Genomic DNA, 26,447 nt, shown 5'->3' with positions numbered 1-26,447 from the left:
AATAATTATATTTAAAAATAGACAACAGGGGTGAATGAATAATGAGATTAAGCATAAAAAGTAGGTTATTTATATGCTTTGGATTGATTGTTACTATGATGATAGGATTAAGTGTTTTTTCGATAAAATCGATTGATAGCATAAATAAAAATTCTAAGGAAATGATGCAGTTATGGTTTACTGGTTTAAACTGTGCAAATTCAATAAATGCTGAGATAGCAGACTATAGAGGAAAAGAATACAGACATATATCCATTGACGATAAAAATCAAAAAATACAAGTAGAAAAAGAAATGAAAAATATAAAAAGTAATATATATAAACAGTTTGAAATTTATATGAAAACTGTTTATCTTGAAGAAGATAAGATATTAATAGAAAAATTAAAAAAAGAGGTTGAATTGTATTTACAAACAAGTGATAAAGTCATTGAATTGAGTAGATACTTAAAAATACAAGAAGCGAATACAATTATGCTGGAAGAATCATTATACAAGTTTGAAAATATACAAAATATAACATCTAAATTAATAACATATAATGAAGAAAATGCCAAAAATGATCATAAAGATACTACTCCGACTTATGATAGTTTTAGAAAAATATTTATAATATACATGATTATAATTATAATAATAAGCATTCTATTAGCTTATATTATAAGCAGGAATATAAATAACAAGCTTAAAATTATTTCAAAAAGTTTAGAAGATACCAATGGTTTCGATTTGCAATTTAATGAAGATTTACATTATAAAATAAAAAAAATTAAAAATAAAGATGAACTGTCACATACAATAGATGGTTTAATTGAGATGAGAAAATCTATTAGAAATATAATTCAGAGTATAAAAGATTTCTCAAATAATGTAGAGAAAAATGCAAAGAATATGTATGAGAGTATAAAAGATACTTCAACAACATTTCAAGGTATTTCAGATGCAACAGATGATTTAGCAAAAGGATCATCAGAGCAAGCTACAAATGCAGAGCATGCAGTGTTACAACTTGATAATCTTTCTAAAAATATAGAGATAACAGTAGAAAATTCTAATCAGATAGAAAAATATATAGATGAAATAAATAGAGTAAATGAAGAAGGAAATAAAGCAATAGTAGAATTGAAGAAATCAATATCTGACAACATTATTATATTATCAAAAGTAGTATCACAAGTTGACGTACTTGATAATGAATCAAAATCAATAGAAGAAATAACCGAAACTATAAAATCTATTGCAGATCAAACTAATTTATTGGCTTTAAATGCAATGATAGAAGCAGCAAGAGCTGGTGAAGCTGGTAAAGGATTTGGGATAGTTGCACAGGAAATAAGAAAATTAGCAGATCAAGTAACTGATAATGTTGATAATATAGAGAATACTATTAATAATATTAAAATAGAAATTCACAGCACTAAGGAAAAAATACATGATTCAAAAGAAATATTTTTAAGCACAGAAAAAACATCTAACATGACTGAAGAAAAATTTGAAGCTATCACTGTAGCTATAACTCATATAGTTACACGAATTGATAGTTTAATAGATAATATACAAAAGATAAACGATGATAAAAAGATAGTTGTAGAATCGATTCAAGAGATATCAGCGGTTACACAACAATCAAGTGCTTCTACGCAGCAAATAAGTGCATCTATACAACAACAAGCAGCAATAATAGAAGAGATAACTAATTCATCATATGAATTAGAAGAAATTGCAAAATCATTAAAAAATATAGTAGATAAATTCAAATTATAATATAAATATAATGGTAAGTTTGTACTTTTATAAATAAAATGGTACTATAGCATATATGAAATATATTAAGATAAATAGAAAGAGGATATTTATATGAATGCTAATAATCTAATTAAAGATATTATAGATAAGAAAGAATTAATTCAATTAGTTCTGAGCAACAAAAGAAATAAAGATGTAGAGTATACAAAAATAAATATAAGACCTATAAAAATAAAAGATGATTTTATGTATCACCTTACTTATTCATATTCTAATAAAGAAATACACAAAAACTTATCAGATAAAGAATGTATAGAGGAGATAATAAGTCATATAAACGGGAACTTCAAGCAAGTACAATTATACTGCGTTAATAATGACTATCAAATACTTATAAATAAAAAGTTAAACGCTAATGTAATAAAGAAGAAAGCAACTAAAAAACCAGTTGATATATCTCACAATAGAAAGAAAAAATATATATTAGAAGAGGATGTACCTTGTGATTTTCTTCAGTACCTTGGAGTGATGAATGAACATGGTAATGTTAAAAAACAAAAAAGAGATAAGTTTAGGCAATTAAATAGATTTTTAGAGATGGTAAAAGATATAGAATCAAACTTTGATAAAAATAAGAAAATAAAGATTATAGATTTTGGTTGTGGAAAGTCATATCTTACATTTGCTTTATATTATTATCTTGTAAAGATTGCTAAATTTAATGTGGAAATAGTAGGCCTCGATCTTAAAAAAGATGTTATAGAGTATTGTAATAAGGTAGCTAGAGCGTTAAACTACGATAACTTAAATTTTCAAATAGGTAATATATCTGATTTTAATGAGTTTACAGAGATTGATATGATGGTAACTCTTCATGCTTGCGATATAGCTACTGATATGGCATTGTTTAAAGCTATTTGCTGGAAGAGTAAGGTTATACTATCGGTTCCATGTTGTCAGCATGAGTTAAATTCACAGATAAAGAATGATTTATTAAACCCTATGTTAAAATATGGCATAATCAAAGAAAGGTTCTCATCTCTTGCAACAGATTCAATAAGAGCTAATTTACTTGAGATACTTGGATATAAAACTCAGATATTAGAATTTATAGAGACGGAGCACACACCTAAAAATCTATTAATAAGAGCGGTTAAGTCTAAAGAAGAAGTAGATAAATCTATTGTAGATGAATATAAGGAACTTAGAAATTTTTTAAATGCAAGTCCTTATTTAGAAAAATTAATTTTAGAGAATAATATAATATCAAAAGAGCAGTTAATATAGCTGTTCTTTTCTTTTTTAAAGGTTTTATAAATAGAATATTATTTAATAAAAATGAATTATATTATCAAAAAATATATATACAGTTTAAAAATAACTCTAATTAAGTTATAATATAGAGGATTAAATAGCTTTATAGGGGGGAATTTAATGAGAAAAATATATTTATATGCAGCTATATTTATTTTTATTTTAAGTATTAATATAAAGCCAACATATGCTGTAGAATATGGAAGAGATAATTCAGTTAATATACTGAATGGACAGATATCTAATAGTAATGCATTTAATGAATGGGATGACTTTCATCAAGTAGTTAAAATAAATGACTATACTAGTGAGTACATAAATTATCCAAAGGGATATTCAATACACTTTGCAAATTATATGAATCTAGATACAACAGAGTCTTTATATAAGACTAGTTTTACAGATGGAAATAGTATAATGGAAATATACTATGATAAGGTTAATTTTAATGTGTACACTAATTACAGCAATAAGTTTTTGTACAATAGAGAGTATCATAACCTAGAGACTGATAAAAGAGTTAATATTAATGGTAATAATGTTAGAATTATAAAATGGAGTAGAAAGAAGCTTGAAAGACTTGATAAAGATTATAATTACTACGCAAGTGCTGAGATAAAGAAAAATAATAACGAGGTTTATACAGTAATTCTAAAATCTCAACAGCCTATACAGTATTTTGAATCTCTTATTGGAACTATGAAGTTTTTTAACTCAAAAGGAACTGCAAAAATAAACAAGATGTATGATAATAAACATAAAAATTGGAATGATTCTACTAAAGAGTTTTATAAAAATTATTTAACTAGCACTGATAAAATTAAATTTGGAATATTTGAGCCTACAGCTCCAACTGATATGAATTATTTACATAGTTTAGAAAATAGATTGGATTATGATTTTTCTGTTTTAGTAAAATATCAAAGCTTAGACTCAACACTAGATATAGAAGAACTTAAAAGAGCTTATAATGACAAAAAAATAGTTGAGCTAACACTTCAAACATCAAAAGCAGATTTAAATCTTCCAGAGAATAAAAATATTAGCTACGATGTATTAGATGGAGAATATGATCATTGGTTGAAAGATTATGCTAAAAAGCTTAAAAAGTTTGGAAAACCTGTTTTATTTAGATTAAATAATGAGATGAATGGAGATTGGTGTACATATTCTAGTTATTATTATTCAAAGGATACATTAATATTTAATGAACTCTGGAAATATATATATAAGATATTTGAAGATGAGGGAGTAAATAATGTAATTTGGGTATGGAATCCTAATGACAAGTCTTTTCCTAACTTTTCTTGGAATCACTATTTAAATTACTATCCTGGAGATGAGTATGTAGACGTTATAGGTCTTACAGGTTATAACACAGGTAATTATTATAAGGGTGAGGTTTGGAGAGAGTTTGATAGTATATATACTCCTGTATATAATGAATATACTAAATTATTTAAACAACCTTTTATGATAACTGAATTTGGATCTAATGATGTTGGAGGAGATAAAATCAATTGGGTAAATAATATGTTTAATACTATACAAAATTATCCAAGAATTAAAATAGCTATATGGTGGAATGGAATAGATTGGGATAAAAATGGTAATCCGGCTAGAACATATAGATTAGATACAAATGAAGATTTAATGAATGCATTCAAAAATGGATTTCAAAAAATAAAATAATAAATGTATAACCCTCTTTAAATTGTTAATAATCAAAATAGATACAATTTAAAGGGGGATTTATTATGAAAAAAATATGTGCATTTATAATAATATTAGTTTTATTTTTCAGTATAGGGTCATCAGCTGAGCAGGTAAATATAGAAGACAATCAAAAGGATAAAAATGATTATGAACTTATCCTAGATTCTTTTGAAAAGACTGGTTCTACTTTTTATAATTACAATATAAATGGTCACGCTGTTATGGATAATAAATTTTTAAGCTTTGAAGAAATGGATATTATATTTGATGAGCTTGCAACTAAATTTGATATCAATAAAGAAAATATGGAATATACAAGAAGTGAACAGAAGGATTTTAGGCAGATATATATATATGACAAAAAAAGTCAAAATAAAGCAGAAAGAGCTATATCTATTATAATTGATAGCGAAAGGTGTCAAAATATAGAACAAACTCATATTATAGTTGACATTAGCACGAATCAAGTGTATAAAGGTATAGTAGAGGATTATATTAAACTTAAAAATAATTTGAAAAAATATTCAAAAAATATAGATGTATATTCTTGTATATCTGGATTTTTTGAAGGAAAAATAGATGAAAAGTGTTATAATAATATAGCAAACAATATATTATCCAGTTTGGATGCGCAAAAAAAGGATGAAATAAGAGACGATAACATATTATCAATAACAGCATACACTAAAAAATTGAGTGACTATATAAAATACGGTGAAGAAAAGATAAATGTAAATACGTCTGTCAGATATAGTGAATATTATGACAAGACTTTTGTTTATATAGGTACACCTCTTATAACATTAGAATATTAGGAAAGGACTGAAACGAGTGTCGAAGATAGTAGTTAGAAAAAGCCAGCCTTTAAAAGGAACAGTAAAAGTAAATGGAGCGAAAAATGCAGTGCTTCCAATTATAGCAGCAACACTTCTTGCAAATGGAACATCAGTATTAAAAGGAGTACCAAATTTAAGAGATGTACATGTTATATCGGATCTTTTAAGACATTTAGGTGCTAAAGTAGAATATAATGAAGATGTACTTACTGTAGACGCAACTAATATAGATACATGTGAAGCACCATATGAGCTTGTAAGAAAGATGAGAGCATCATTTTTAGTAATGGGACCATTGCTTGCTAGATTTCAAAGCTCTAAGATATCAATGCCGGGAGGTTGCGCTATAGGGACAAGACCTATAGATCTTCATCTTAAAGGATTCAAATCTTTAGGAGCTCAAATTGAAATGGATCATGGATTTATAGAAGCTAAGGCTGATAAATTAGTAGGAACTAAGTTATACCTTGATTTCCCATCTGTTGGAGCTACTGAAAATATTATGATGGCAGCCGTATTTGCAGAAGGAACGACTATAATAGAAAATGTTGCGGAAGAACCTGAAATAGTTGACTTAGCTAATTTCTTAAATGAAATGGGAGCGAATGTTAAAGGTGCAGGAACTAACACTATCAAAATTAAGGGCGTAAAGGAACTTAAAGGAGCTACTCACACTGTAATACCTGATAGAATCGAAGCTGGAACTTATATGGTAGCAGCAGCTATAACTAAAGGAGATGTATTAATAGATAATGTATTAATAGATCATTTGAAACCTACTATTGCAAAGCTTAAAGAGGTTGGATGTGAGGTTTACGAAATGGACAATGCTGTAAGAGTTATAGGTCCAAATGAAATAAAACCTACTGATATAAAGACTCTCCCTCATCCAGGTTTTCCGACTGATATGCAATCTCAGTTTATGGCACTTTTAAGTGTCGCAAAAGGAACTGGTGTAGTTATAGAGACTGTATTTGAAAATAGATTTATGAATGTACCAGAGCTTAATAGAATGGGTGCAAACATAAAAATAGAAGGAAGAAGTGCAGTAGTTCAAGGGGTTGGACAACTTCAGGGATCTACTGTTAATGCAACTGACTTAAGAGCAGGAGCTGCCTTAATACTTGCAGGCCTTGTATCTGAAGGTGAGACTGTTATAGGAGATACATATCATATATTTAGAGGGTATGTAGATATAGACAAAAAGTTAAATGCTTTAGGTGCTAATATTGAAATTATAGAGGAATAATAATAAGAGGGTTTTCATAGACTTTATTGATAGAGATAATCAAAGGAGGAAGGTCTATGAAAAACCCTTTTTTAGTTGTTATGTATACTTTTTTAGTTATAGTAGTTTTACCTGTAATATTAACCGTTGGAATATATAAGGATGATATATTTCAAAAAGAAATTGTACAAACTAAAATAAATAATTCTATGAACATAAAAGTTTATAATGTAAAAACAGACAATGTAGAAGAAATAGATATAGAGCAGTATTTATATAATGTAGTTGCATCTGAAATGCCAGCAAGCTTTGATGAAGAAGCTTTAAAGGCTCAAGCTATAGCAGCAAGATCTTATGTTTTTCATAAAATTGAGAATGGAGGAGATAAAATACCTCAGCATAAAGGAGCTGTAGTTTGTACAGATCATAAACATTGTCAAGAATACTTAGATACTAACACACTTGAAAAATTACATAATGAAAAATGGATGAGTGAATCTTGGCCTAAAATAAAGAAAACCGTAGATGATACTAAGGGGATGGTACTGACGTTTGAACAAAAAACTATACAACCTTTATATCATTCAACTAGCGGAGGTAAAACGGAAAACTCTGAAGAAGTATTTAGCTCAAGTCTTCCTTATTTAAGATCAGTTGAAAGCCCATATGAGCAAGAATCACCAAAGTTTAGATCAAATATGAAAATAAGTAAGAATGATTTTATAAACAAATTCAAAGATGTTGGAATTGTATTATCTGATGATGTTGATAAAGATATAAATATTATGTCAAGAAGCGAAGGTGGATCTGTAAAAGAAATAAGAATAGGAAATAAGGTTGTAAAGGGTAGTGAAGTTAGAAGCATACTAGGTCTTAACTCGTCAGATTTTGATATAAAAGTAGATGGTAATGTAATAAATATAATGACTAAGGGGTATGGTCATGGAGTAGGAATGAGTCAATGGGGAGCAAATGGAATGGCTCACAAAGGTTATAAATACGATGAAATATTAAAACATTACTTTAAGGGAGTAAGCATAGAAACTAAGTATTGAAGGACTAAATAAGTCCTTCTTTTTTTATTTAGTAAAGTATATAATTTAAAAATTCGGTAAGAATATAGATGGAGGTGAAATTAATGGATAACAAAAAAAATAAATTTAAAAAATTATTAGAGAAAGATGGATTTTATTTAGTTCTATTTGTCTGTGTATGTTTAGTAGCATTAACTGCTGTATGGGTTACTAAGAATAGTATAGACAATATAGCATCTCAGAATGGCTTTGTTAACTATGAACAAGGAGAGTTAATAGATGATGATAAAGTAGCTAGTAATGATGAGGATGAAATCCATCTTATAAAAGAAGATGAGCAAGCTGTACCTACAGCAACAGATTCTAAACAAAACTTGGCTAATGCAAAAGAAAAATTAAAACAGGAAAATGAAGCTAAAAAAGACCCTGATACAGAAGTTGCAAGTACAAAAGTTAAACAAATAAAAGCTATTATGCCAGTTGAAGGTAAATTAGGAAGAGATTACTCTGATAGTAAACCTACTTATTCTGCTACATTGGAACAATGGGAGCTACATAAGGGAATAGATATACAAGCTAAAGAAGGAACTCCTGTAGGCGCTTTCATGGATGGAGAAGTATTAGAGGTATTAAAGGATAGTGTACAAGGTATAACAGTTAAATTAAAACATCAAGATAATATAGTAAGTGTTTATAGCAATTTATCTTCAGACACTAAAGTTAAAAAAGGCCAGATGTTAAAGTGTAAAGATATTATAGGAAATGTAGGAAATACATCTATAATAGAGAGCAAAGAAGAAGCTCATTTACATTTTGAAGTCCTAAAAGACAATAAAAATATAGATCCTTTGTCTATAATAAATTCTAATTAATAAGGCTTAACCTTTAAATAAGGTTAAGCCTGTTCTATTTTTTGTACAAAACACATATATATCAATAAAGACTATTCCTTTAAGGAGGGGGACCGTTGAAGGCTTATATAGAAGAAAGAACAGTAACGATAGCTAGATATATAATAGAAGAAAAAACTACAGTGAGAGAAACTGCAAAGAGATTTGGAGTTAGCAAAAGTACAGTACATAAAGATATAACCGAAAGGTTAGAATCTATAAATCCGGTATTAGCGGAAGAAGTAAAAAATGTCTTAGATAAGAATAAATCAGAAAGGCATATAAGGGGAGGAATGGCTACAAAATTAAAATATGAAAGCACTACTAAAAATACAGGATAAATTGCCTGTATTTTTTTCTTGACGAAATCCAGATTTTTGTATATTTTTGTAGAAGGAAGAAATGTAGAATAATTCAAGTGAAAGGTAGGAGAATGACTTAATGGTTAATCCGAATATAGGAATAGATTTAGGTACAGCAACTGTTCTTGTGTATGTAAAAGGTAAGGGGATAGTCCTAAGAGAACCGTCTGTAGTTGCTATAGAGAAAAAATCAAAGAAGGTTTTAGCAGTTGGAGAAGAAGCGAGAAGGATGATTGGAAGAACGCCTGGAAATATAGTTGCTATAAGGCCTCTTCGCGATGGAGTAATATCTGATTATGATGTTACAGAAAAAATGCTTAAATATTTTATAGATAAGGTTATAGTAAAAAAAGGGTTTTTTAAATTTTTTAAGCCGGAGATAGTTGTATGTGTTCCGTCTGGAGTTACAGAAGTTGAAAAAAGAGCTGTTGAAGAAGCTACAAAGCAAGCAGGAGCAAGATATGTAGAACTAATAGAAGAACCAACAGCTGCAGCAATAGGGGCTGGACTTGATATATCTCAAGCTCAAGGAAATATGGTTATAGATATAGGCGGAGGAACAACTGATGTAGCGGTAATATCGTACGGTGGAAATGTTGTAAGCACTTCTATAAAGGTAGCAGGAGACAAATTTGATGAAGCTATAATAAAATATATGAGAAAACAACACAACTTGCTTATAGGAGAAAGAACAGCAGAGAATATTAAAATAAATATAGGAATAGCATATCCTAAAGAGCCTCAAGAGACTATGGAAGTAAGAGGTAGAAATTTAGTATCGGGATTGCCTACAACTATAGAAATAAGTTCTAATGAAATGCTGAAGGCTTTAAACGAATGCATAGTACAAATAGCTGATGCAGTCCATAGTGTGCTAGAAAAAACACCTCCAGAATTATCTGCTGATATAAGTGATAATGGAATAGTAATGACAGGTGGAGGATCTTTACTTTGGGGACTCGATAAACTAATATCTCAAAGAACAGGTATAGATGTGCATATAGCAGATGATGCTGTATCTTGTGTTGCTAAGGGAACGGGAGAATATGTCAACTCAGGTATATTAAAAGTAATCAGAAAGTAGCATAAAAAAATAAACCTAAAATACTATATAGTATAGCTAAATTAATTAAACTTTTTTATGTTTATGTCGATATATACTCAGTAAAAACTTTTTTGGAGTGATATTATGTTTAGAGGCCTTTATACTGTTACATCAGGTATGCAAACTAATCAAAAAAAATTAGATGTTATTAGTAATAACATAGCAAATGCTAATACATCAGGATTTAAAAAAGATGTAGTAATTTCAGAAGCTTTCCCAGAGTTATTAATAAGTAAGATAAATGGGAAGGTACAAAATGATTTAAATAACACAAGTGGTAATACTCAACTAGATATTCAAAGAGACGGCGAAGGATTTTATATTAAAACTAATAACGGTTTTTTTACTGTGGATAGTCCTATGGGGACGAGCTATAATAAATCAGTAAAATTTAGTTTGGATGAGCAAGGATATTTAAAAACATATACTAGAGATATAAATAAAGGAATAGATACGAGTACAGGATTTTATATATTAGATTCTCAGAAAAATAGAATAAAAGTTGATAATAATAATATTCAAGTTGATGAAAAAAGTGGAAATGTCACATCAAATGGTAGGGTAGTAGCAAATCTTATTTATACTCCATCTAAGAATGTTATAGGAACTATAAATGGAGGATTAAGACTTGATAGAATTCAAACAAATTTTATTTCAGGACAGATAAATCAAACTGATAATCAATTAGATTTTGCGATAAAAGGTGATGGATTCTTTAAAGTACAAACAGAGGATGGAATTAGGTATACAAGAGACGGTTCTTTTTTATTAAATAATAAAGGTGAACTAGTTAATTCTGATGGAAATTATGTACTTGGTAAAAATGGGATAATAACTATCGATGAAGAATTTAAGATAAACAAAAATGGAGAAATATATGTAAATGATCAACCATATGAAACAATAGATGTAGTAAACATACTAAATACCAATGCTCTTAGAAAAGAAGGGAATAATCTATATAAGGTAGAAGAAGGAATCAATCCGAATGAGCAAAAATTTGATGGACAACTTCTTCAAGGATTTATTGAGACTTCTAATGTAAATTCTATAAATGAGATGGTTGATATGATTACTGTATTTAGAGAGTATGAAAGTAATCAAAAAGTTGTAAAAGCTTATGATGAAATGTTAGGAAAGGCAGTAAATGAAATAGGAAAAGTTTAATTGGAGGTGTAGATTATGAGAGCATTGTGGACTGCTGCTAGTGGGATGAAAGCACAGCAACTTAATATGGATAATATTTCCAATAACTTAGCTAATGTAAATACTACGGGTTACAAAAAACAAAGGGTAGAGTTCAAGGATTTATTATACGAGAATATAAAAAAATCTAATTTAGTAGAAGGACAAGGGAGTCCATCTAACTTACAAATAGGACATGGTGTTATGACATCTGCTACTAGTAGAATATTTGAAAATGGAAATCTTGAAAGAACAGAAAATCCAACAGATTTAGCTCTTGATGGAGCAGGATTCTTTGCAATACAAAACCCTAATGGTCAAAATCTGTATACAAGAGATGGGTCTTTTAAACTAAGTGTAGACGAGGATACTAAAAAACTTGTCACTACAGAAGGCTATACAGTTTTATCTGCAGATGATGATGAAATAATAATAGAGAACGGTCAAACGGATTTAAATGTAGATGCAAGTGGTAAAATCACTGTTAAGAATTCGGATGGGGAATTTGAAGAACTAGGTCAAATCAAGGTTGTTCAGTTCTTAAACCCAGCGGGGCTTGAAGCTACAGGTAAAAACCTATATAAAGCAACAGGGGCATCTGGAGAAGAAATAGTTCTTGATGAAGAAGATGCAGAAACTAGCGTATATCAGGGATTTTTAGAGACTTCAAACGTACAAGTAGTAGATGAGATGATAAAGATGATAACAGCTCAAAGAGCGTATGAGATGAATTCAAAGTCTATACAAACAGCAGATGATATGATGCAAATGGCTAATAACCTTAGAAGGTAGGTTGGTGATTTAAGTGAATGTTACTAATAATTACACAAATTTAGAAGTATTAAAGACAAAGGCTAATAATACTAAAGAAGATGATAAAAAACTTATGAAGGCGTGTGAGGATATAGAAGCCGAGTTTTTAAAAATAATGCTAAAGGAAATGAAAAAGACTATCCCTAAGGATTCTTTGGTTGAAAGATCTCAAGGAAGAGAGATTTTTGAAGATTTATATGTAGAAGAACTTGCAGTAAAATCTTCAAAGGGATCGTCCTTAGGACTAGCTAAAACTATATATGATCAATTTAATAAAACATATATAAAGAAATAGCCATTATCTATTAGATATAGGCTATTTTTTTCATAGTAAATATATGACTTTTAACTTATGCATAACATATATTGAATATTATACACTTGCAACTATTTTAAGCAACGGAGCCCGGAGGACTCGTTGGCGACATGAGCTATGCGTTAGCATAAAGCGAATTTTTATGGTATACTAATTATAAAATTAGTACTAGATACTATAAGGAGGTTTTAAAATATGCTTAATGTAGATGAAATAAAAAAGATAATACCACATAGATATCCTTTTTTACTAGTGGATAAGATAGTTGAGTTAGAAGAAGGTAAAAGAGCTGTTGGAATAAAGAATGTAACTGTAAATGAGCCATTTTTCCAAGGTCATTTTCCTGATTATCCATTAATGCCAGGAGTTTTAATTGTTGAAGCTATGGCTCAAGTAGGTGCAGTTGCAATGATGACAGTAGAAGAAAATAAGGGAAAATTAGGAGTTTTTACAGGAATAGATAAAGTTAGATTCAGAAGAGAAGTAAGACCTGGAGATATTCTTAAGATGGAAGTTGAAATGATAGCCATGAGAAGAGGAATAGGAAAAGCAGAAGCCAAGGCTTATGTAGGAGAAGAATTAGCTTGCAGTGGAACTTTAATGTTTGCATTAGTAGATAAAAACTAAAATTTTAATTATATAAGTATAGTTCTTAAGCTAAAATGAAGCTCATTAAAATAACGATACTTAATTAATATTTTAATAAAACTAAAGACAGCGTCTTATTAAATGCCCTAAAACTCCATAAACTCACTATGTTCAAACAATGAAGTTTTTTAACGGGTATTTAAACGACGCAGTCTAAGTTTTATAGAAAAGTATTAATCAAAAGTATCTAACATTTTAATAAGCTTCATTTTTTTAATTTTGGTTATAGATTCCAAAAATCTGCATTATATAGTTTTTAAATAAAGATTTTGAATACATACACAAGTATAATACTTTAACTTATAAAGAAAATTTATAGACAAATTCTTTTTATATAGTATATTATAGTAAGATAATAAAAATTTACTGGGGGTATAATATGAATTTCGTGTCTACATTTAATCAGGTATTTATGTTGTTTGCACTAATATTAATAGGATATACAGCGAATAAGAAAAAACTTATAACTCAGAATCTCAATAAAGAGCTTAGTAATATAGTTTTATATATAACACTTCCTTGTTTAATAATAAAATCTATGCAGTATGAGTTTTCAATACAAATGCTAAAAAGCAGTATAGGAATAATAATAATATCTATAGCTATGTATTTGATGTCCATACTAATATCTTTTCTTGTTATAAAGAACATAGATGTTAAAGGAAAGGTTAAAGATATATTACAGTATTTGATTATATTTCCTAATGTAGGATTTATGGGATATCCTGTTATAAGTGCTATTTATGGAGATTCTGGAGTTTTTTATACAGCTTTATTTAATATGCCTTTTAATATATTGGTGTGGAGTTTTGGGGTTATGATAATGTCTAGACATTCTGAAGAATCAAGTGATATGAACTTAAAAAAAATAATTATTAATCCTGGAATGCTTGCTATAATAATTGGATACACTTTATTTTTATTATCTATAAAAATACCTACTCCTATATACAATATATTGAATGTTCTTGCAAATACAACAACACCGATGTCTATGATATTAGTAGGGTCAATACTAGCTCAATCCAGTATAAATGATGCTCTTAAGAATAAATACTTATTAATAGTATCTTGTTTAAGACTTTTGATTATTCCATTTATAGTATATTTTACTTTAAAAAATGTATTTCATCTAAATGGTTTATTATTAGGGATACCATCTATTGTGTCTGGAATGCCAAGTGCTGCAAACTGTGCTATATTTGCAACAAAATACGAGAATGATCATATATTAGCATCTCAAGGTATATTTATAACTACTCTTTTATCTGTAATAACAATACCGTTAATCGTATTTCTGATGAACAATAAGTACTAAAACATCGACTAGACGAATTTTTTATGATGAAAGTATAATAGACGTTGCTATTAATTCTGACATCTGAACTATAAAACTAAGACGTATATTATTAAATGCAAATTTACTGTTTTCATCAATTTCATCAACTATGGCAACTATTGAGTAATCACCTATTTTAGGAAGTGATTTTCCAACTCCCTTTCCCGGAAGTATAGGGCCTTCTCTGATTTGAATATTGCCTATATTATTAACTTCTCCTAAACAAGCATCTATAGCTACAAAATTAGCTTTCGGATGTTTGTTTTTTATATAATTTAGTGATTCATGAATATTCAAGGCATGAATAGGATCATCTAAAGTTCCGTAAATAGGATATTTATAATCGCTGTTCTTTAGCATAGTTCCAACTAGGGGACCTAGAGAATCGCCTATGCATCTATCTGTTCCTATACAAATTATAACCGTGTTATCGTTGATTATAGTTGTTAAAATTTCTTTTAAAACACAAATGACATTTTCTTCTTTATAATTTGCCTTAGCCAAATACACAGATAGCACCGTTGCATAAACTTTATAAAAGTCTATAAAAACTTTATATAACCCTATAAATTTATTTGATTCCCTGTTCAACCTACCCTAGTTCAAATAGTAAAAACTACTTTACTTTAGTTTTATGTGGTAGTCCGAGGGCTTAAATTCGGATACAACGCATCCTACATATTAGCACTGTCTTGTTAGTGCGACATTATGCTAACTTATAATTACCAAGATTTATACTAGCATTTTTATCTCTATCAATAACCAATTTGCAATCATGATTATTACATACATATATCCTATCTTTTAACTTTAAATCACTCTTTATATTTCCACAACAAGAGCAAGTTTTACTACTTGGATAAAATCTATCTACTTGAACAAATTCTATTTTATTAAATTCGCACTTGTATTTCATTTGTCTTATAAATTCATATAATTTTTGTTCTTGTATCTTTTCTGATAAATGTTTATTCTTCATCATTCCACTTATATTTAAATCTTCCATAACTACTCTATACGGTCTTAATTTAACTATTTTATTAGTGGCTTGATGAATATGGTTGTTTCTTATATTTGATAGCTTTCTATAAATAAGTTTAATTTGCATTTCCAATTTAATGATGTTGTTAGTCTTAATAAATTGTTTTTCGTTTTTATTCATTTCATATTTTCTTGATACTTGTATTTGCAAGCGCTTAAGCTTTTTCTTTAACCTTCTAACTTCGATTGATTTATTAATGTTTTTTATAGGCTTATCTAGGCAATTCACTATTGCTAAATCTTTTATTCCTAAATCAACACCTATACTCAAATCTTTATTTAATTCAGTTTGTTTTTCACCGTGTTCAAATCCTAATGTTAGATACCAGTATTTCCCGTCAAAATAGCATCTAGGGTTTTTGTACTTATCTAATCTGGGAATGTCATAATTAGATGTGTATGCTACTTTACCTATCTTCTCCATGTTAACTTGATTATCTTTAAATTTAATAGCATCATACCTAACATAAAAAGATTTTTTAGATTTTTTCTTGGTTTTAAATTTAGGTTTTTCTGCTTTACCTTTGAAAAAGTTTTGATAAGCAGTATTTAAATCATCAAAAGCTTGTGGTATTACTTGCCCGCTTACTTCATATAGCCATTTATATTCTTCTTGTTTCTTAATTGTATTATTAAATTCTTTTTTGATTTTAGATTTTGATGGCGTTAACCCTTGCTTATACATTTCTTCCCACTTAGCTAAACCCCAATTATATGCAAATCTAGCTATATCGGTAGATTTAAACATTAATATTTCTTGTTCTTTAGTGGGTAACAATCGTATTTTAATAGCTTTTATCATTTTCTTCTCACCTCCTTATATATATATATGATACCACTTTTTTATCGTATATATATTACTTAGATGATGATTAAATAATGTTATTTCTTACCATGAAAGAATTTTTTAGAACTAGCTGCTGACATACTCTATGCATTAGCATAAAGCGAATTTTTTATAGGTTTATATAAAGTTTTCAAAGAACTATTATAAAATTTACGCGTATTCACATAGGTTCGCTACTACCTATGCAGTTCTCTTATGAACTTCTCATACTTTCATATGAGTGTAGACTATATCATCACCATTCACTAAAATTTAGTGTTTTAGGTGTCCTCCACTTCCATTCGCTTGAATGTACTCCCATTAAGGGATAGTCGTTGAACCTTACCCTATTCGGGTCTTGGATGCTGATTGCCTATTATTTTAGCACTTAGGATTTAACCGTATGCCATCTAGTTGATTTTTTTTACTTTCGCAACCTTCACACTCACCTTTATTTCATGGTCATGTTGTGGTTCAACTAGCTTTAAGGGTTTCCAGCAGTTCAAAGGATTTTGGATAGGTTTATCCTATCACTCCATGCTCTTTATGAACATGGGAGGTTAAGTTGTAAAAAATCAATAAATTCTTAAAGTGTTTATTAATTTTTTTATAACCGTTTAGTTACCTCCTAATTAATTATATGGAGAAAATAAAAAAATATGAGAAAGTTTAAATCTACACTTTCTCATATTATATATTATGCTAAAAACTATGATATGGTTCTTGGAAAATTTTTTAATTAAAGACCTTTTTATAGGTATATTTTATATCTTTTCCATTTATATTAACCATAAGATATTTATAATCGTTTAAGAAATTATTTTTATAGACATCCTTGTAGTCTGGTATACTTATAAATCTCACATTGTCTTCTAATGTTTGATTAAAGGCATCTCCTCTATAAATAACATAAACATTTTTGTTTTTTGAAGTTTCATGTAAAGTTCTTTTGAATTCATAAGCTTCTTCTTTTATCTTTAATGATTCTTTAGAATTAAGAACTATAAATATATTATCAGCTTTAGTATTGATTGAATTTCTAAGAAAGTCCCATTGTCCCTGTGATTTAAAGAAACCTCCATTAGAGCTATTAAGATTTACTATAAGGTTGTTGTCTACAGTTTGACTTGAATAAGAGCCTTTAAAGTTGTAGTGAGGTTTATTTAGTTCTTGTTCAAATCCAGCATTTGAATTAGATAATAAGAATAAATTATTTGCATTTTGATTTATATCATCCCTATATTTTATATGAACTAAATTATCAAGTAGAGTACTTACTTGATTCATATCACTTAAAAACGCTATATTTATGCCTTCTTTTCCGAGTTCATCTACTAAATTAGGATCTGTACTAGATTTTCCAACTATAGTTATAGGTATAGAAGCATCTTTATCTTTGTATTTTACATGGATAATACCTTCTCCTGAACTAGTTGGAGTAAATATATTTTTGTCGAATGTACCATTTATTCCTGATACACTAAAACTCATATTTCCAATAGGTATATTAAGTGGATCAAGATCTGAATCGAACGTATTTACAGTAAGTTTAAACTTATCATTAACATATCCAAAATCCTTGTCTATGAATGCTTGAATAGATGAAAATTCCCCTTTTTCACCTGTTGATTTAACCGCTAAAGAATCGACTATTCTTCTTTCAGTCCCGCCAACAAGATTATTTACTATATTATCGTTTACGATAAGTTCGGTAGAGCCACCCCCATCAAAAAGCATAGCATCCTTACAACCTAAAGATTTCATATAATTAGCTACATCTGTTTCTTGCATACCTATAACGTTAGGTAGTCTTCCGTCTGTTGTGAATAGAATAAGTTTATTATCATAAGTTACACCTAGTGCAGATCGTTGGCTTTTACCAGGAACTTTTTGTGTTGGAGGGTATAGCTGTCCGTCTTTTAGTATTAAACTTCCGCCTCCTACTGCAAGGTCTATATTATTGGCATAATCAAGGCTAAAGGCAGAGTTTAGTTTCAACTCATCACCTACACTCAAAGAATTTCTAAGTGTTATACCATTATTTCCAGCTGCTAATAACACATAACCGTTATTTGGTATTGCCACTGAAGGTTGTCCGTATCTTACATCTGTAACTATATTATCTATTACAACCACTTCAGTAAGGTCGTAGTAAGTATTGTTAGCACCTGGTGAGTTTTTGAAGTACTCATTTGTGTACATGACTATGTTTGCATAATTTTTACTAGGTTTATTTATAGCGGCTATTGGTAGTTGTGTATTTTTTGTTAAATCAGATATACTAACATCTGGCTTAACGTATGTAAAGAATGTATTTTTATTTTTATCAAATAAAAATGTAGAGTATTTATTTGGTTGGTAATGAGGGTTTGATAAAACTTTTCCGTCTTTAACCATAGGGCCAAGTGAAAAGGCAGGGTTTGACATACTAAAGAAGTCAGCATTTATAGCTGCAAGTATGTCCCCGTTATTAGGATCTAAAGAATCATTTTTTACCATATCACTAACTTTTTGAGTTGTATGAAATCCTTGTTTATTGAACAATAAATCTAATTTTATGTCAGGATTGTTCAAATCCACATAAACTAGATTTATATTCTGTATACCACTTTCTGTAAGAGAGTACACATTTTTGTATGTCACACCCTTTGCGAGCATCATTTCTTTTTTGCTTTCAGTTACAATTGAGTTTGCAAATATACTAGTTGAAGATGAAAGTATAAAGAAACCTGTTAATATAAAGCTTATAAGTTTTTTATTCATTAAAAATCACTCCTTTTATATCCAGTTAGGAACTATATAGTTTTTAATTTGCACATAACATTGCTGAAACAACTACAGTATAAACAAAATTTTAAGCAACGTAGCCGATCGTTGCGATATGAGTCAGTCCGTAGCAACTAGACGAATTTTTTATTTATCTTATTCAGGCTTAAACCATAATTGAGTTTGCTCTTTATTTTGCATAGCTTTGAGCATTCTCTTTCTAAAATCCGGAACTTTATTTGAAATATCTTTTACAATATCGTTTGCGAACTCTCTTTTTGTCTTTCCATCAACAGGACAAGGACTTTTAAGAACCGGCAAATTATTATGAGTAACTGATTCTATTATAGTATCTTCTGTTATGTATATTAAAGGTCTGATAGTAGTTATATCTATTCTATCAAGATATGTAACCGGTTTAAACGTATTCATTCTTCCTTCGTAGAACATACTTAAAAATAGGGTGGATATTCCATCATCAAGGTGATGTCCTAGTGCTATTTTATTTATACCTCTTTTTTTGCTTCTTCATTTAAGGCTCCTCTTCTCATCTTAGAGCATAATGAACAGGGGTTAGACTCTTTTCTTTCATCGAATACTATTTTAGATATATCTGTTTTGATTATAGTGTATGGAACCTCTATTTCTTTTAAAAATTTTTTAGCCGCATCTAAGTTCATATTCTCAAATCCAGGGTCTACTGTTATAGCTTCTAGTTCAAATTTGTTAGGAGAAAATCTTTGAAATAGTTTAAGAGCATATATAAGAGCTATACTATCTTTTCCTCCGGAAAATCCTACTGCTATTTTATCGTTATCCTGTATCATATTATAATCATCACAGGCTCGTCTTATTTTTCCTATTATTTTTTTCATTTTGGCACTCCTCAATATGTAGTTGCAGACTGGTTTTGTATACAATATTTAAATCTATACAATGAGTTTATATTAAAAATAATATAAATTCAATTACAATAATATTAAATTTTAATATATAATAAAGGTGTTAGATTTTAAAAATAAGGAGTGACAATATTGATGATTTCAGAATATATTCATCTAATGCTTATATCAATGGTTCCAATAATTGAGCTTAGAGGTGCTATACCTATTGGAATAATCCAAAAGCTTAATCCATTGTATGTATACATATCGTGTGTTCTAGGAGCTATAATTCCCGCTCCATTTTTGATAATGTTCTTTAAGGATTTGCTTAAATGGTTGAAAAAGAATAGATATTTTAAAAAGATTGGGGTGTACTTAGATAATAAGGTTAACAAAAACAGTGAAAAGATAATGAAAAAGAAATTATTGGGTATAATACTATTCGTTGGAATACCACTTCCTACTACAGGGACATGGACGGCAGCCATGGTTGCCTCTGTTTTCAATATGAGGATTAAAGATGCTGTACTCGGAATCGTTATAGGTAATATATTAGCTGGAGTGATAGTTTCATTTATTACACTAAATTTTACTTAAATATTGATTGACAAATAAATTTGAAAATAGTATTATGAACTAAGTTAGTTAATTAAATAGAATCTTAATACCTTATTAAGAGAGGTGGAGGGAATAGGCCCGATGAAACCCAGCAACCATCCAGTAATGGAAAATGGTGCTAATTCCTACAAAGCGAAGCTTTGGAAGATGAGGTCTAATTTAAATATAAATTAGTTTCTTCTTTGTGGAAGAAACTTTTTTTATTATATAAAAACATACAAACTAAAAGCTGATAATATCTTATCTCCTATTGAAATGATATGGAGTTTTAGAATTTTTAGCTTTAGGACAAAATATAGATAAATAAAAAATTGGAGGTATTAAAATGGCTAAAAGATTATTTACATCAGAATCAGTTACGGAGGGGCATCCAGATAAAATATGTGATCAAATATCAGATTCAATACTAGATGCTTTACTTGAGCAAGACCCTAATTCAAGAGTTGCTTGTGAGACATCAGTTACAACAGGACTTGTTTTAATATCAGGAGAAATAACTACAAGTGCTTATGTAGACATTCAAAGAGTTGTTAGAAACAGAATTAAAGAAATAGGATATGATAGAGCTAAATATGGTTTTGATGGAGATACTTGTGCAGTGCTTCTTGCTATAGATGAGCAATCTTCGGATATTGCCATGGGAGTTGATGAAGCATTAGAGAGTAAAGAAGGAAATATGAAGGATGAAGTTGAAGCAGTAGGAGCAGGAGACCAAGGTATAATGTTTGGATTCGCTTGTGATGAGACAGAAGAATTAATGCCTATGCCGATATCGTTATCTCATAAATTATCTAGAAGACTATCAGAAGTTAGAAAAAATAAAACTCTAAATTACTTAAGACCAGATGGTAAGACTCAGGTTACAGTTGAGTATGATGGAGATAAAGTTGTAAGAGTAGATACTGTTCTAATATCAACTCAACACAGCCCAGACGTAACTAGAGAACAAATAGAGAAAGATTTAATAGAGAATGTTATAAAGCCTGTTATACCAGAGGAATTATTAGTTGATACTAGAATATTAGTTAATCCAACAGGAAGATTCGTTATAGGAGGACCTTGTGGAGATGCAGGTCTTACAGGAAGAAAGATAATAGTAGATACTTACGGTGGATACTCAAGACACGGTGGTGGAGCTTTCTCAGGAAAAGATGCTACTAAGGTTGATAGATCAGCAGCTTACGCAGCAAGATATGTTGCTAAGAATATAGTTGCAGCAGGACTTGCTAAAAAATGTGAGTTAGAACTAGCTTACGCAATAGGAGTTGCAGAACCTGTATCTATAATGGTTGAGACATTTGGAACTGGTGTAGTTTCAGAAGAGAAACTAGTAGAACTTGTTAAAAAGCATTTTGACTTAAGACCAGGAGCTATAATAAGAGATTTAGATCTTAGAAAGCCTGTATTTAGACACACAGCAGCTTATGGACACTTTGGAAGAACTGATTTTGACTTTGCTTGGGAAAGAACTGATAAGGCTGAAATACTTAAAAAAGAAGCATTACAATAATATATATATTTTATAAAAGAGGCTTGAATAAGCCTCTTTTTTGATATAATAATACTATTATAATTATTTAGGAGTAGATATTATGGAAAAAATAAAGGGAATGGTAGTTGAGATTGTATTTAAAAATGATGATAATGGATATACAGTAGCCGCCCTTGAACGTCCAAATGAGGAGGTAACAATAGTAGGATGTATGCCCACTATAACAGTAGGAGAGACTATTGAACTTGATGGGAAATGGATAAATCATAAGATGTACGGGCCTCAATTTGAAGTAAGTTCATTTATTCCTTGTACACCTGAATCTGAGGAAGGGATATATATATACTTATCATCTGGTATGATAAAGGGTATAGGTCCTAAAATGGCTAGAAAAATAGTAGAGACATTCGGATTAAATACACTTGATATAATACAGATGAATCCTGAAAAACTAACCAAAGTTGATGGAATAGGTCAAAAGAAGGCTGAAACAATAGGAAAGAGCTTTCAAGATAATAGAGAACTTAGAAATCTAATAATAAGTCTGTCAAAGTACGGAATAACGCCTAATTACTGTCTTAAAATATATAAAAAATATAAAAATAAATCTATTCAGATAGTAGAGACAAATCCATATAAACTAGCCGAAGATATAAGAGGAATAGGATTTAAACTTGCAGATAATATAGCTACAAAAATGGGAATAGATCCTTATTCAAAAGATAGAATATCTCAAGGTATAATATATACACTAACTCAAAGTTTGAGTGAGGGACATACATACCTACCTAAAAGTAATCTTTTAAGAGATGCTTCTAAATTACTTGAAATAGAAAATGAATATATAAAAGACATTATATTTAAGCTTGCACTTGATCAAAAAATCCAAATAGAGAAGGGTCCAATCGAAGATAATATATATTTAATTCCATATTACATATCTGAAAATGGAGTTTGTAAGAAGTTAATAGAGCTTTCTCAATATGAATTCGATGATTTAAAATTAGATATAGACAAAGAAATATCTTCAATAGAAAAAGAAGATGATATAACTCTTGCGAAAAATCAAAAGGAAGCAGTAACCCAAGCTTTACAAAAAGGAGTTTTGGTGGTAACTGGAGGACCAGGGACTGGAAAGACTACTACGATAAATACTATAATAAAAATATTTGAGAATTTAAAAATGAATATATATTTAGCAGCACCAACTGGAAGAGCTGCCAAACGAATGAGTGAGACAACTGGAAAAGAAGCTAAAACAATACATAGATTACTCGAAATGGGGTACTCATCGGAAGATGAAGAACTAGTATTTATGAAAGGTGAAGATGATCAACTTGATGCAGATGTTGTTATAATAGATGAGGTATCTATGGTAGATATTCTACTTATGTATAATTTACTTAAAGCTATAAAGGCTGGAACCAGAGTAATATTGGTTGGGGATTCTGACCAGCTTCCATCAGTTGGAGCAGGAAATGTATTAAAGGATATAACAGATTCTAATATAATAAAGGTTGTAAAACTTGATGAAATATTTAGACAAGCAAAAGAGAGCATGATAGTAGTTAATGCACATAAAATAAACAAAGGTGAAAAACTAGAGCTTAATGCAAAAGGGAAAGATTTTTATTTTATTCCAAGATATGAAAAAGAAGATATATTAAAAGAAATAGTGAATCTAGCTTATAAAAGGCTTCCTGAATATTATAAAATAGATAATTTAAAGGATATACAAATATTATCTCCTATGAGAAAGGGAGATACTGGGGTGTTCAATTTAAACTTATCTCTTCAAAATGTTCTAAATCCAAATGATAAATGTAAACTAGAAGAAAAGTTTCAAAAGAGGACATTTAGAGTAGGCGATAAAGTAATGCAAATAAAAAACAACTATACGAAGAAATGGAAAAATGAGGATGAAACAAAAGATGGTGAAGGTGTTTATAATGGAGATATAGGATATGTATACCATATAGATAAAGAAGAAAAAACAGTATATGTGTTATTTGATGAATATAAAATTGCACAGTATGATTATAATGAACTTGATGAAATAGATCATAGTTTTTGTACTACAATACATAAAAGTCAGGGAAGTGAATTTCCTGTGATAATAATGCCTATAACATGGGCTCCTCCTATGCTTTTAACTAGAAATCTTTTATATACAGCTGTTACAAGAGCTAAAAAATTAGTAGTTTTAGTTGGAGATGTTAAATACTTGGAATATATGATAAAAAATAATAAAATATATGATAGATATTCAAACCTCAATATCAAGCTTTCAAGATTTAAGGAGGAAGGATTATTGATAGAATGATAAGTGATATTATAAATTATATATACCCTAGAAATATAAAATGTATAATATGCAAAAATCCAATATCAAAGAATAACTCGTATTCTCTTTGTAAAGATTGTTTTAATAAATTAAACTTTATAAATAAGGGATGTTTAATTTGTGGGAAACCATTAACTGATTTTTATAAGAATGATATATGCTTAAATTGTGAAACTAATGAATATGTTTTTACACGAGCTTTATCGTGCATTGAATACGATGATAACATCCACAAACTTATATATTCGCTCAAATATGGAGCGAAAACTTATTTGTCATATAATATTGCTGAAATTATGAATGATAAATTGCAATACGAAAATATAAATGTTGATTATATTATACCTGTCCCACTTCATAAAAAAAGGTTGAGAAAAAGAGGTTACAATCAATCCTTACTTATAGCTAATCAATTATCAAAAATTAACAAAAAAGAAGTATTGGATATAGTTGTTAGGAGTAAGAACACAGACTTCTTATCAAAGCTGTCTAAAAAAGAAAGAATTAAAAAATTGCAAAATGTATTTACATTATCTAAAAACGAGAATAGAATATATAAAAAAGATTTATTAATAGTGGATGATATATTTACAACAGGTACTACTACCAATGAAATATCTAAAAACTTATTAAATTCTGGAGCAAGTAAAATATATGTAATTACATTTGCAACAGGTAAAAATATATATTAAAAAGGAGATATGTTCTATGGAACTTACAAATTGTAAAGAATGTGGTAGAATGTTTGGAAGTGAAAATGGAGAGCTTTATTGTTCTAAATGTAGAGTAGATGATAATGCTGATTTTAAAAAAGTAAGAGAGTATTTATATGATAATCCAGGTGCATCTGTTCAAGAAGTTGCAGAGGGAACTGGTGTATCAGAAACACTTATAATAAAATTTCTAAAACAGGAGAGGATAGAAATAATTGAAGATGGGAATTCTATACTTTCGTGTGAGAGATGCTCAAAAAGCATAAAAACAGGTAGATATTGTGAAGTTTGTAAGGCTGAAATAAAAAAAGAACTTACTCAAGCTGTTAAATCATTAAATGAAGGCAAAGGATCTAAAGTAAAATATCATTCTCATAATAATAAATAAAAATTTATGTAAAGAAAACATCCTATTTAGTCGATAATAGTAGCATAAGACTAATCAAGGGGTGTTTTTTTTATGAAAATAAATGGTATCAGTAATATACACAAAGTTATGAATGCATATAAAACTAATAAAACTCAAAACGTAAATAAAGTTTCCTTAACAGAAGATAAAATAGAAATATCTCAAAAAGGTAAGGATTATAAATTTGCAATGGATGCATTAAAAAATGTTGAAGAAATAAGACAAAATAAGGTAAATGATATAAAAATAAGAATAGAAAATGGAACTTATACAATCGATAAGCATAAACTTGCAAAATCTATGATACAAGAAGATTTGAATTGGAGAAGTTAATATGAAATCTATAGATTCATTCATACAAGTTTTAAATGAAGAATTGATTATTAACAAAAAACTTTTAGAAATAGCTATTGAAAAAAAGGATCTTATAATAAATAATAATTCAAAAGAACTTTCGAGCCTAATGATAAAAGAACAAAATTATGTTAAGAGAATAATAGAACTTGAGAAGCTAAGAGCCGGACTTACTCTTAATATACAAAAAGAATTAGGTATAGGTAAGATAGAAAATATAAAAGAAGTTATAAATGGTATAAATGAAGACAAATGTATAGAAGTAGATTTAATAGCAAAAGAGCTTAGAAAGGTATTAAAAGAGCTTGAGCATAACAATAATCTAAACAATAAGCTTTTAAATATTACACTTGAATATTTAGACCTCAATATAAATCTTTTAACATCAAGAGCAGAGCCGAAGATATATGGGAAATCTGCAAGTGAACAAAAGAATAAAGATAATACGTTCTTTGACGCGAAATATTAA

26 protein-coding genes, 1 pseudogene and 1 riboswitch are annotated in these 26,447 nt (G+C 29.0%); of the genes and pseudogenes, 22 read left to right on the top strand and 5 right to left on the bottom strand.

The features are described 5' to 3' along the window. The first annotated feature begins 41 nt into the window (after window positions 1-41). The 14 genes from Tmeso_RS08730 (at window position 42) to Tmeso_RS08665 (ending at window position 14,510) form a co-directional block, all read left to right on the top strand. A complete protein-coding gene (locus tag Tmeso_RS08730) occupies window positions 42-1,763 on the top strand; it encodes a methyl-accepting chemotaxis protein (protein ID WP_099190278.1) in 1,722 nt (573 codons plus the stop codon). Between the two features lie 93 nt (window positions 1,764-1,856). Next, window positions 1,857-3,032: a class I SAM-dependent methyltransferase gene (locus tag Tmeso_RS08725; RefSeq protein ID WP_099190276.1), complete on the top strand. Its 1,176-nt coding sequence runs from the start codon at window positions 1,857-1,859 to the stop codon at window positions 3,030-3,032. A gap of 147 nt (window positions 3,033-3,179) precedes the next feature. Continuing rightward, window positions 3,180-4,751: a glycoside hydrolase family 26 protein gene (locus tag Tmeso_RS08720; RefSeq protein ID WP_099190274.1), complete on the top strand. Its 1,572-nt coding sequence runs from the start codon at window positions 3,180-3,182 to the stop codon at window positions 4,749-4,751. Between the two features lie 65 nt (window positions 4,752-4,816). Further along, window positions 4,817-5,590 carry a YwmB family TATA-box binding protein gene (locus Tmeso_RS08715; RefSeq protein WP_099190272.1) on the top strand — a complete coding sequence of 258 codons (774 nt, stop codon included), beginning with the start codon at window positions 4,817-4,819 and terminating at the stop codon, window positions 5,588-5,590. A gap of 16 nt (window positions 5,591-5,606) precedes the next feature. Beyond that, entirely contained in the window at window positions 5,607-6,860 is a 1,254-nt protein-coding gene (gene murA, locus Tmeso_RS08710; protein WP_099190270.1) for a UDP-N-acetylglucosamine 1-carboxyvinyltransferase, read from the top strand. Window positions 6,861-6,916: 56 nt separating this feature from the next. Then, a complete protein-coding gene (gene spoIID / locus Tmeso_RS08705; RefSeq protein ID WP_099190268.1) occupies window positions 6,917-7,894 on the top strand; it encodes a stage II sporulation protein D in 978 nt (325 codons plus the stop codon). An 83-nt stretch (window positions 7,895-7,977) separates the two neighbouring features. Continuing rightward, window positions 7,978-8,745: a M23 family metallopeptidase gene (locus tag Tmeso_RS08700; protein WP_187296284.1), complete on the top strand. Its 768-nt coding sequence runs from the start codon at window positions 7,978-7,980 to the stop codon at window positions 8,743-8,745. 95 nt (window positions 8,746-8,840) lie between these two features. Beyond that, window positions 8,841-9,104: a sporulation transcriptional regulator SpoIIID gene (gene spoIIID / locus Tmeso_RS08695; RefSeq protein ID WP_099190264.1), complete on the top strand. Its 264-nt coding sequence runs from the start codon at window positions 8,841-8,843 to the stop codon at window positions 9,102-9,104. A 100-nt stretch (window positions 9,105-9,204) separates the two neighbouring features. Further along, window positions 9,205-10,209 (top strand): rod shape-determining protein MreB, encoded by a 1,005-nt coding sequence (gene mreB, locus Tmeso_RS08690; RefSeq protein ID WP_099190262.1) that lies wholly within the window; start codon window positions 9,205-9,207, stop codon window positions 10,207-10,209. Window positions 10,210-10,314: 105 nt separating this feature from the next. Next, on the top strand, window positions 10,315-11,397 hold the full coding sequence (locus Tmeso_RS08685) for a flagellar hook-basal body protein (RefSeq protein ID WP_099190260.1): 1,083 nt from the start codon (window positions 10,315-10,317) through the stop codon (window positions 11,395-11,397). 15 nt (window positions 11,398-11,412) lie between these two features. Next, on the top strand, window positions 11,413-12,207 hold the full coding sequence (gene flgG, locus Tmeso_RS08680; RefSeq protein WP_207653838.1) for a flagellar basal-body rod protein FlgG: 795 nt from the start codon (window positions 11,413-11,415) through the stop codon (window positions 12,205-12,207). A gap of 13 nt (window positions 12,208-12,220) precedes the next feature. Further along, window positions 12,221-12,523 carry a rod-binding protein gene (locus tag Tmeso_RS08675; protein WP_099190256.1) on the top strand — a complete coding sequence of 101 codons (303 nt, stop codon included), beginning with the start codon at window positions 12,221-12,223 and terminating at the stop codon, window positions 12,521-12,523. Between the two features lie 216 nt (window positions 12,524-12,739). Beyond that, on the top strand, window positions 12,740-13,171 hold the full coding sequence (fabZ, locus tag Tmeso_RS08670) for a 3-hydroxyacyl-ACP dehydratase FabZ (RefSeq protein WP_099190254.1): 432 nt from the start codon (window positions 12,740-12,742) through the stop codon (window positions 13,169-13,171). 400 nt (window positions 13,172-13,571) lie between these two features. Next, complete coding sequence (locus tag Tmeso_RS08665; protein ID WP_099190252.1) at window positions 13,572-14,510, top strand: AEC family transporter; 939 nt, start codon at window positions 13,572-13,574, stop codon at window positions 14,508-14,510. 21 nt (window positions 14,511-14,531) lie between these two features. Here the strand turns inward: Tmeso_RS08665 and yyaC are convergent, their stop codons facing one another. From yyaC to Tmeso_RS17070, 5 genes are all read right to left on the bottom strand, one after another. After that, window positions 14,532-15,041 carry a spore protease YyaC gene (gene yyaC, locus Tmeso_RS08660; protein WP_099190341.1) on the bottom strand — a complete coding sequence of 170 codons (510 nt, stop codon included), beginning with the start codon at window positions 15,039-15,041 and terminating at the stop codon, window positions 14,532-14,534. 196 nt (window positions 15,042-15,237) lie between these two features. After that, entirely contained in the window at window positions 15,238-16,374 is a 1,137-nt protein-coding gene (locus Tmeso_RS08655) for an RNA-guided endonuclease InsQ/TnpB family protein (RefSeq protein WP_099190250.1), read from the bottom strand. A gap of 759 nt (window positions 16,375-17,133) precedes the next feature. After that, the gene (locus tag Tmeso_RS08650) at window positions 17,134-19,161 is read right to left on the bottom strand and encodes a phosphodiester glycosidase family protein (RefSeq protein WP_099190248.1); all 2,028 of its coding nucleotides are present in this window, start codon (window positions 19,159-19,161) and stop codon (window positions 17,134-17,136) included. A gap of 159 nt (window positions 19,162-19,320) precedes the next feature. Then, the gene (locus tag Tmeso_RS17075) at window positions 19,321-19,614 is read right to left on the bottom strand and encodes a hypothetical protein (protein ID WP_330400333.1); all 294 of its coding nucleotides are present in this window, start codon (window positions 19,612-19,614) and stop codon (window positions 19,321-19,323) included. A 56-nt stretch (window positions 19,615-19,670) separates the two neighbouring features. Beyond that, window positions 19,671-20,039 carry an adenine nucleotide alpha hydrolase family protein gene (locus Tmeso_RS17070; protein WP_330400332.1) on the bottom strand — a complete coding sequence of 123 codons (369 nt, stop codon included), beginning with the start codon at window positions 20,037-20,039 and terminating at the stop codon, window positions 19,671-19,673. Window positions 20,040-20,201: 162 nt separating this feature from the next. On the opposite strand from Tmeso_RS17070, the gene Tmeso_RS08640 reads away from it, so the two are divergent. The 8 genes and pseudogenes from Tmeso_RS08640 to flgN all read left to right on the top strand — a co-directional run bounded on the left by Tmeso_RS08640 (window position 20,202) and on the right by flgN (window position 26,447). After that, window positions 20,202-20,645, top strand: a complete 444-nt coding sequence (locus tag Tmeso_RS08640; protein WP_099190246.1) for a COG2426 family protein — start codon at window positions 20,202-20,204, stop codon at window positions 20,643-20,645. Between the two features lie 69 nt (window positions 20,646-20,714). Next, a riboswitch (SAM riboswitch) is annotated at window positions 20,715-20,820 on the top strand. 171 nt (window positions 20,821-20,991) lie between these two features. After that, window positions 20,992-22,176 carry a methionine adenosyltransferase gene (gene metK, locus Tmeso_RS08635; protein WP_099190244.1) on the top strand — a complete coding sequence of 395 codons (1,185 nt, stop codon included), beginning with the start codon at window positions 20,992-20,994 and terminating at the stop codon, window positions 22,174-22,176. A gap of 82 nt (window positions 22,177-22,258) precedes the next feature. Then, window positions 22,259-24,481: an SF1B family DNA helicase RecD2 gene (recD2, locus tag Tmeso_RS08630; protein ID WP_099190242.1), complete on the top strand. Its 2,223-nt coding sequence runs from the start codon at window positions 22,259-22,261 to the stop codon at window positions 24,479-24,481. Further along, window positions 24,478-24,660, top strand: a pseudogene (locus Tmeso_RS17120) (double zinc ribbon domain-containing protein); the annotation flags it as partial. The gene recD2 and the pseudogene Tmeso_RS17120, both read left to right, overlap by 4 nt. 138 nt (window positions 24,661-24,798) lie before the next feature. Then, complete coding sequence (locus tag Tmeso_RS16835; protein WP_242967901.1) at window positions 24,799-25,194, top strand: ComF family protein; 396 nt, start codon at window positions 24,799-24,801, stop codon at window positions 25,192-25,194. A gap of 16 nt (window positions 25,195-25,210) precedes the next feature. Further along, a complete protein-coding gene (locus Tmeso_RS08620) occupies window positions 25,211-25,603 on the top strand; it encodes a flagellar protein (RefSeq protein ID WP_099190238.1) in 393 nt (130 codons plus the stop codon). A 72-nt stretch (window positions 25,604-25,675) separates the two neighbouring features. After that, entirely contained in the window at window positions 25,676-25,957 is a 282-nt protein-coding gene (gene flgM, locus Tmeso_RS08615) for a flagellar biosynthesis anti-sigma factor FlgM (RefSeq protein ID WP_099190236.1), read from the top strand. Window position 25,958: 1 nt separating this feature from the next. Then, a complete protein-coding gene (gene flgN, locus Tmeso_RS08610; protein WP_099190234.1) occupies window positions 25,959-26,447 on the top strand; it encodes a flagellar export chaperone FlgN in 489 nt (162 codons plus the stop codon).

The sequence above is a fragment of the Tepidibacter mesophilus genome, assembly GCF_002724055.1.
GTDB lineage: Bacteria > Bacillota > Clostridia > Peptostreptococcales > Peptostreptococcaceae > Tepidibacter_A > Tepidibacter_A mesophilus.
The sequence above is the reverse complement of the archived record's forward strand: the minus strand, read 5'-3'. Positions and strand labels throughout refer to the sequence as shown.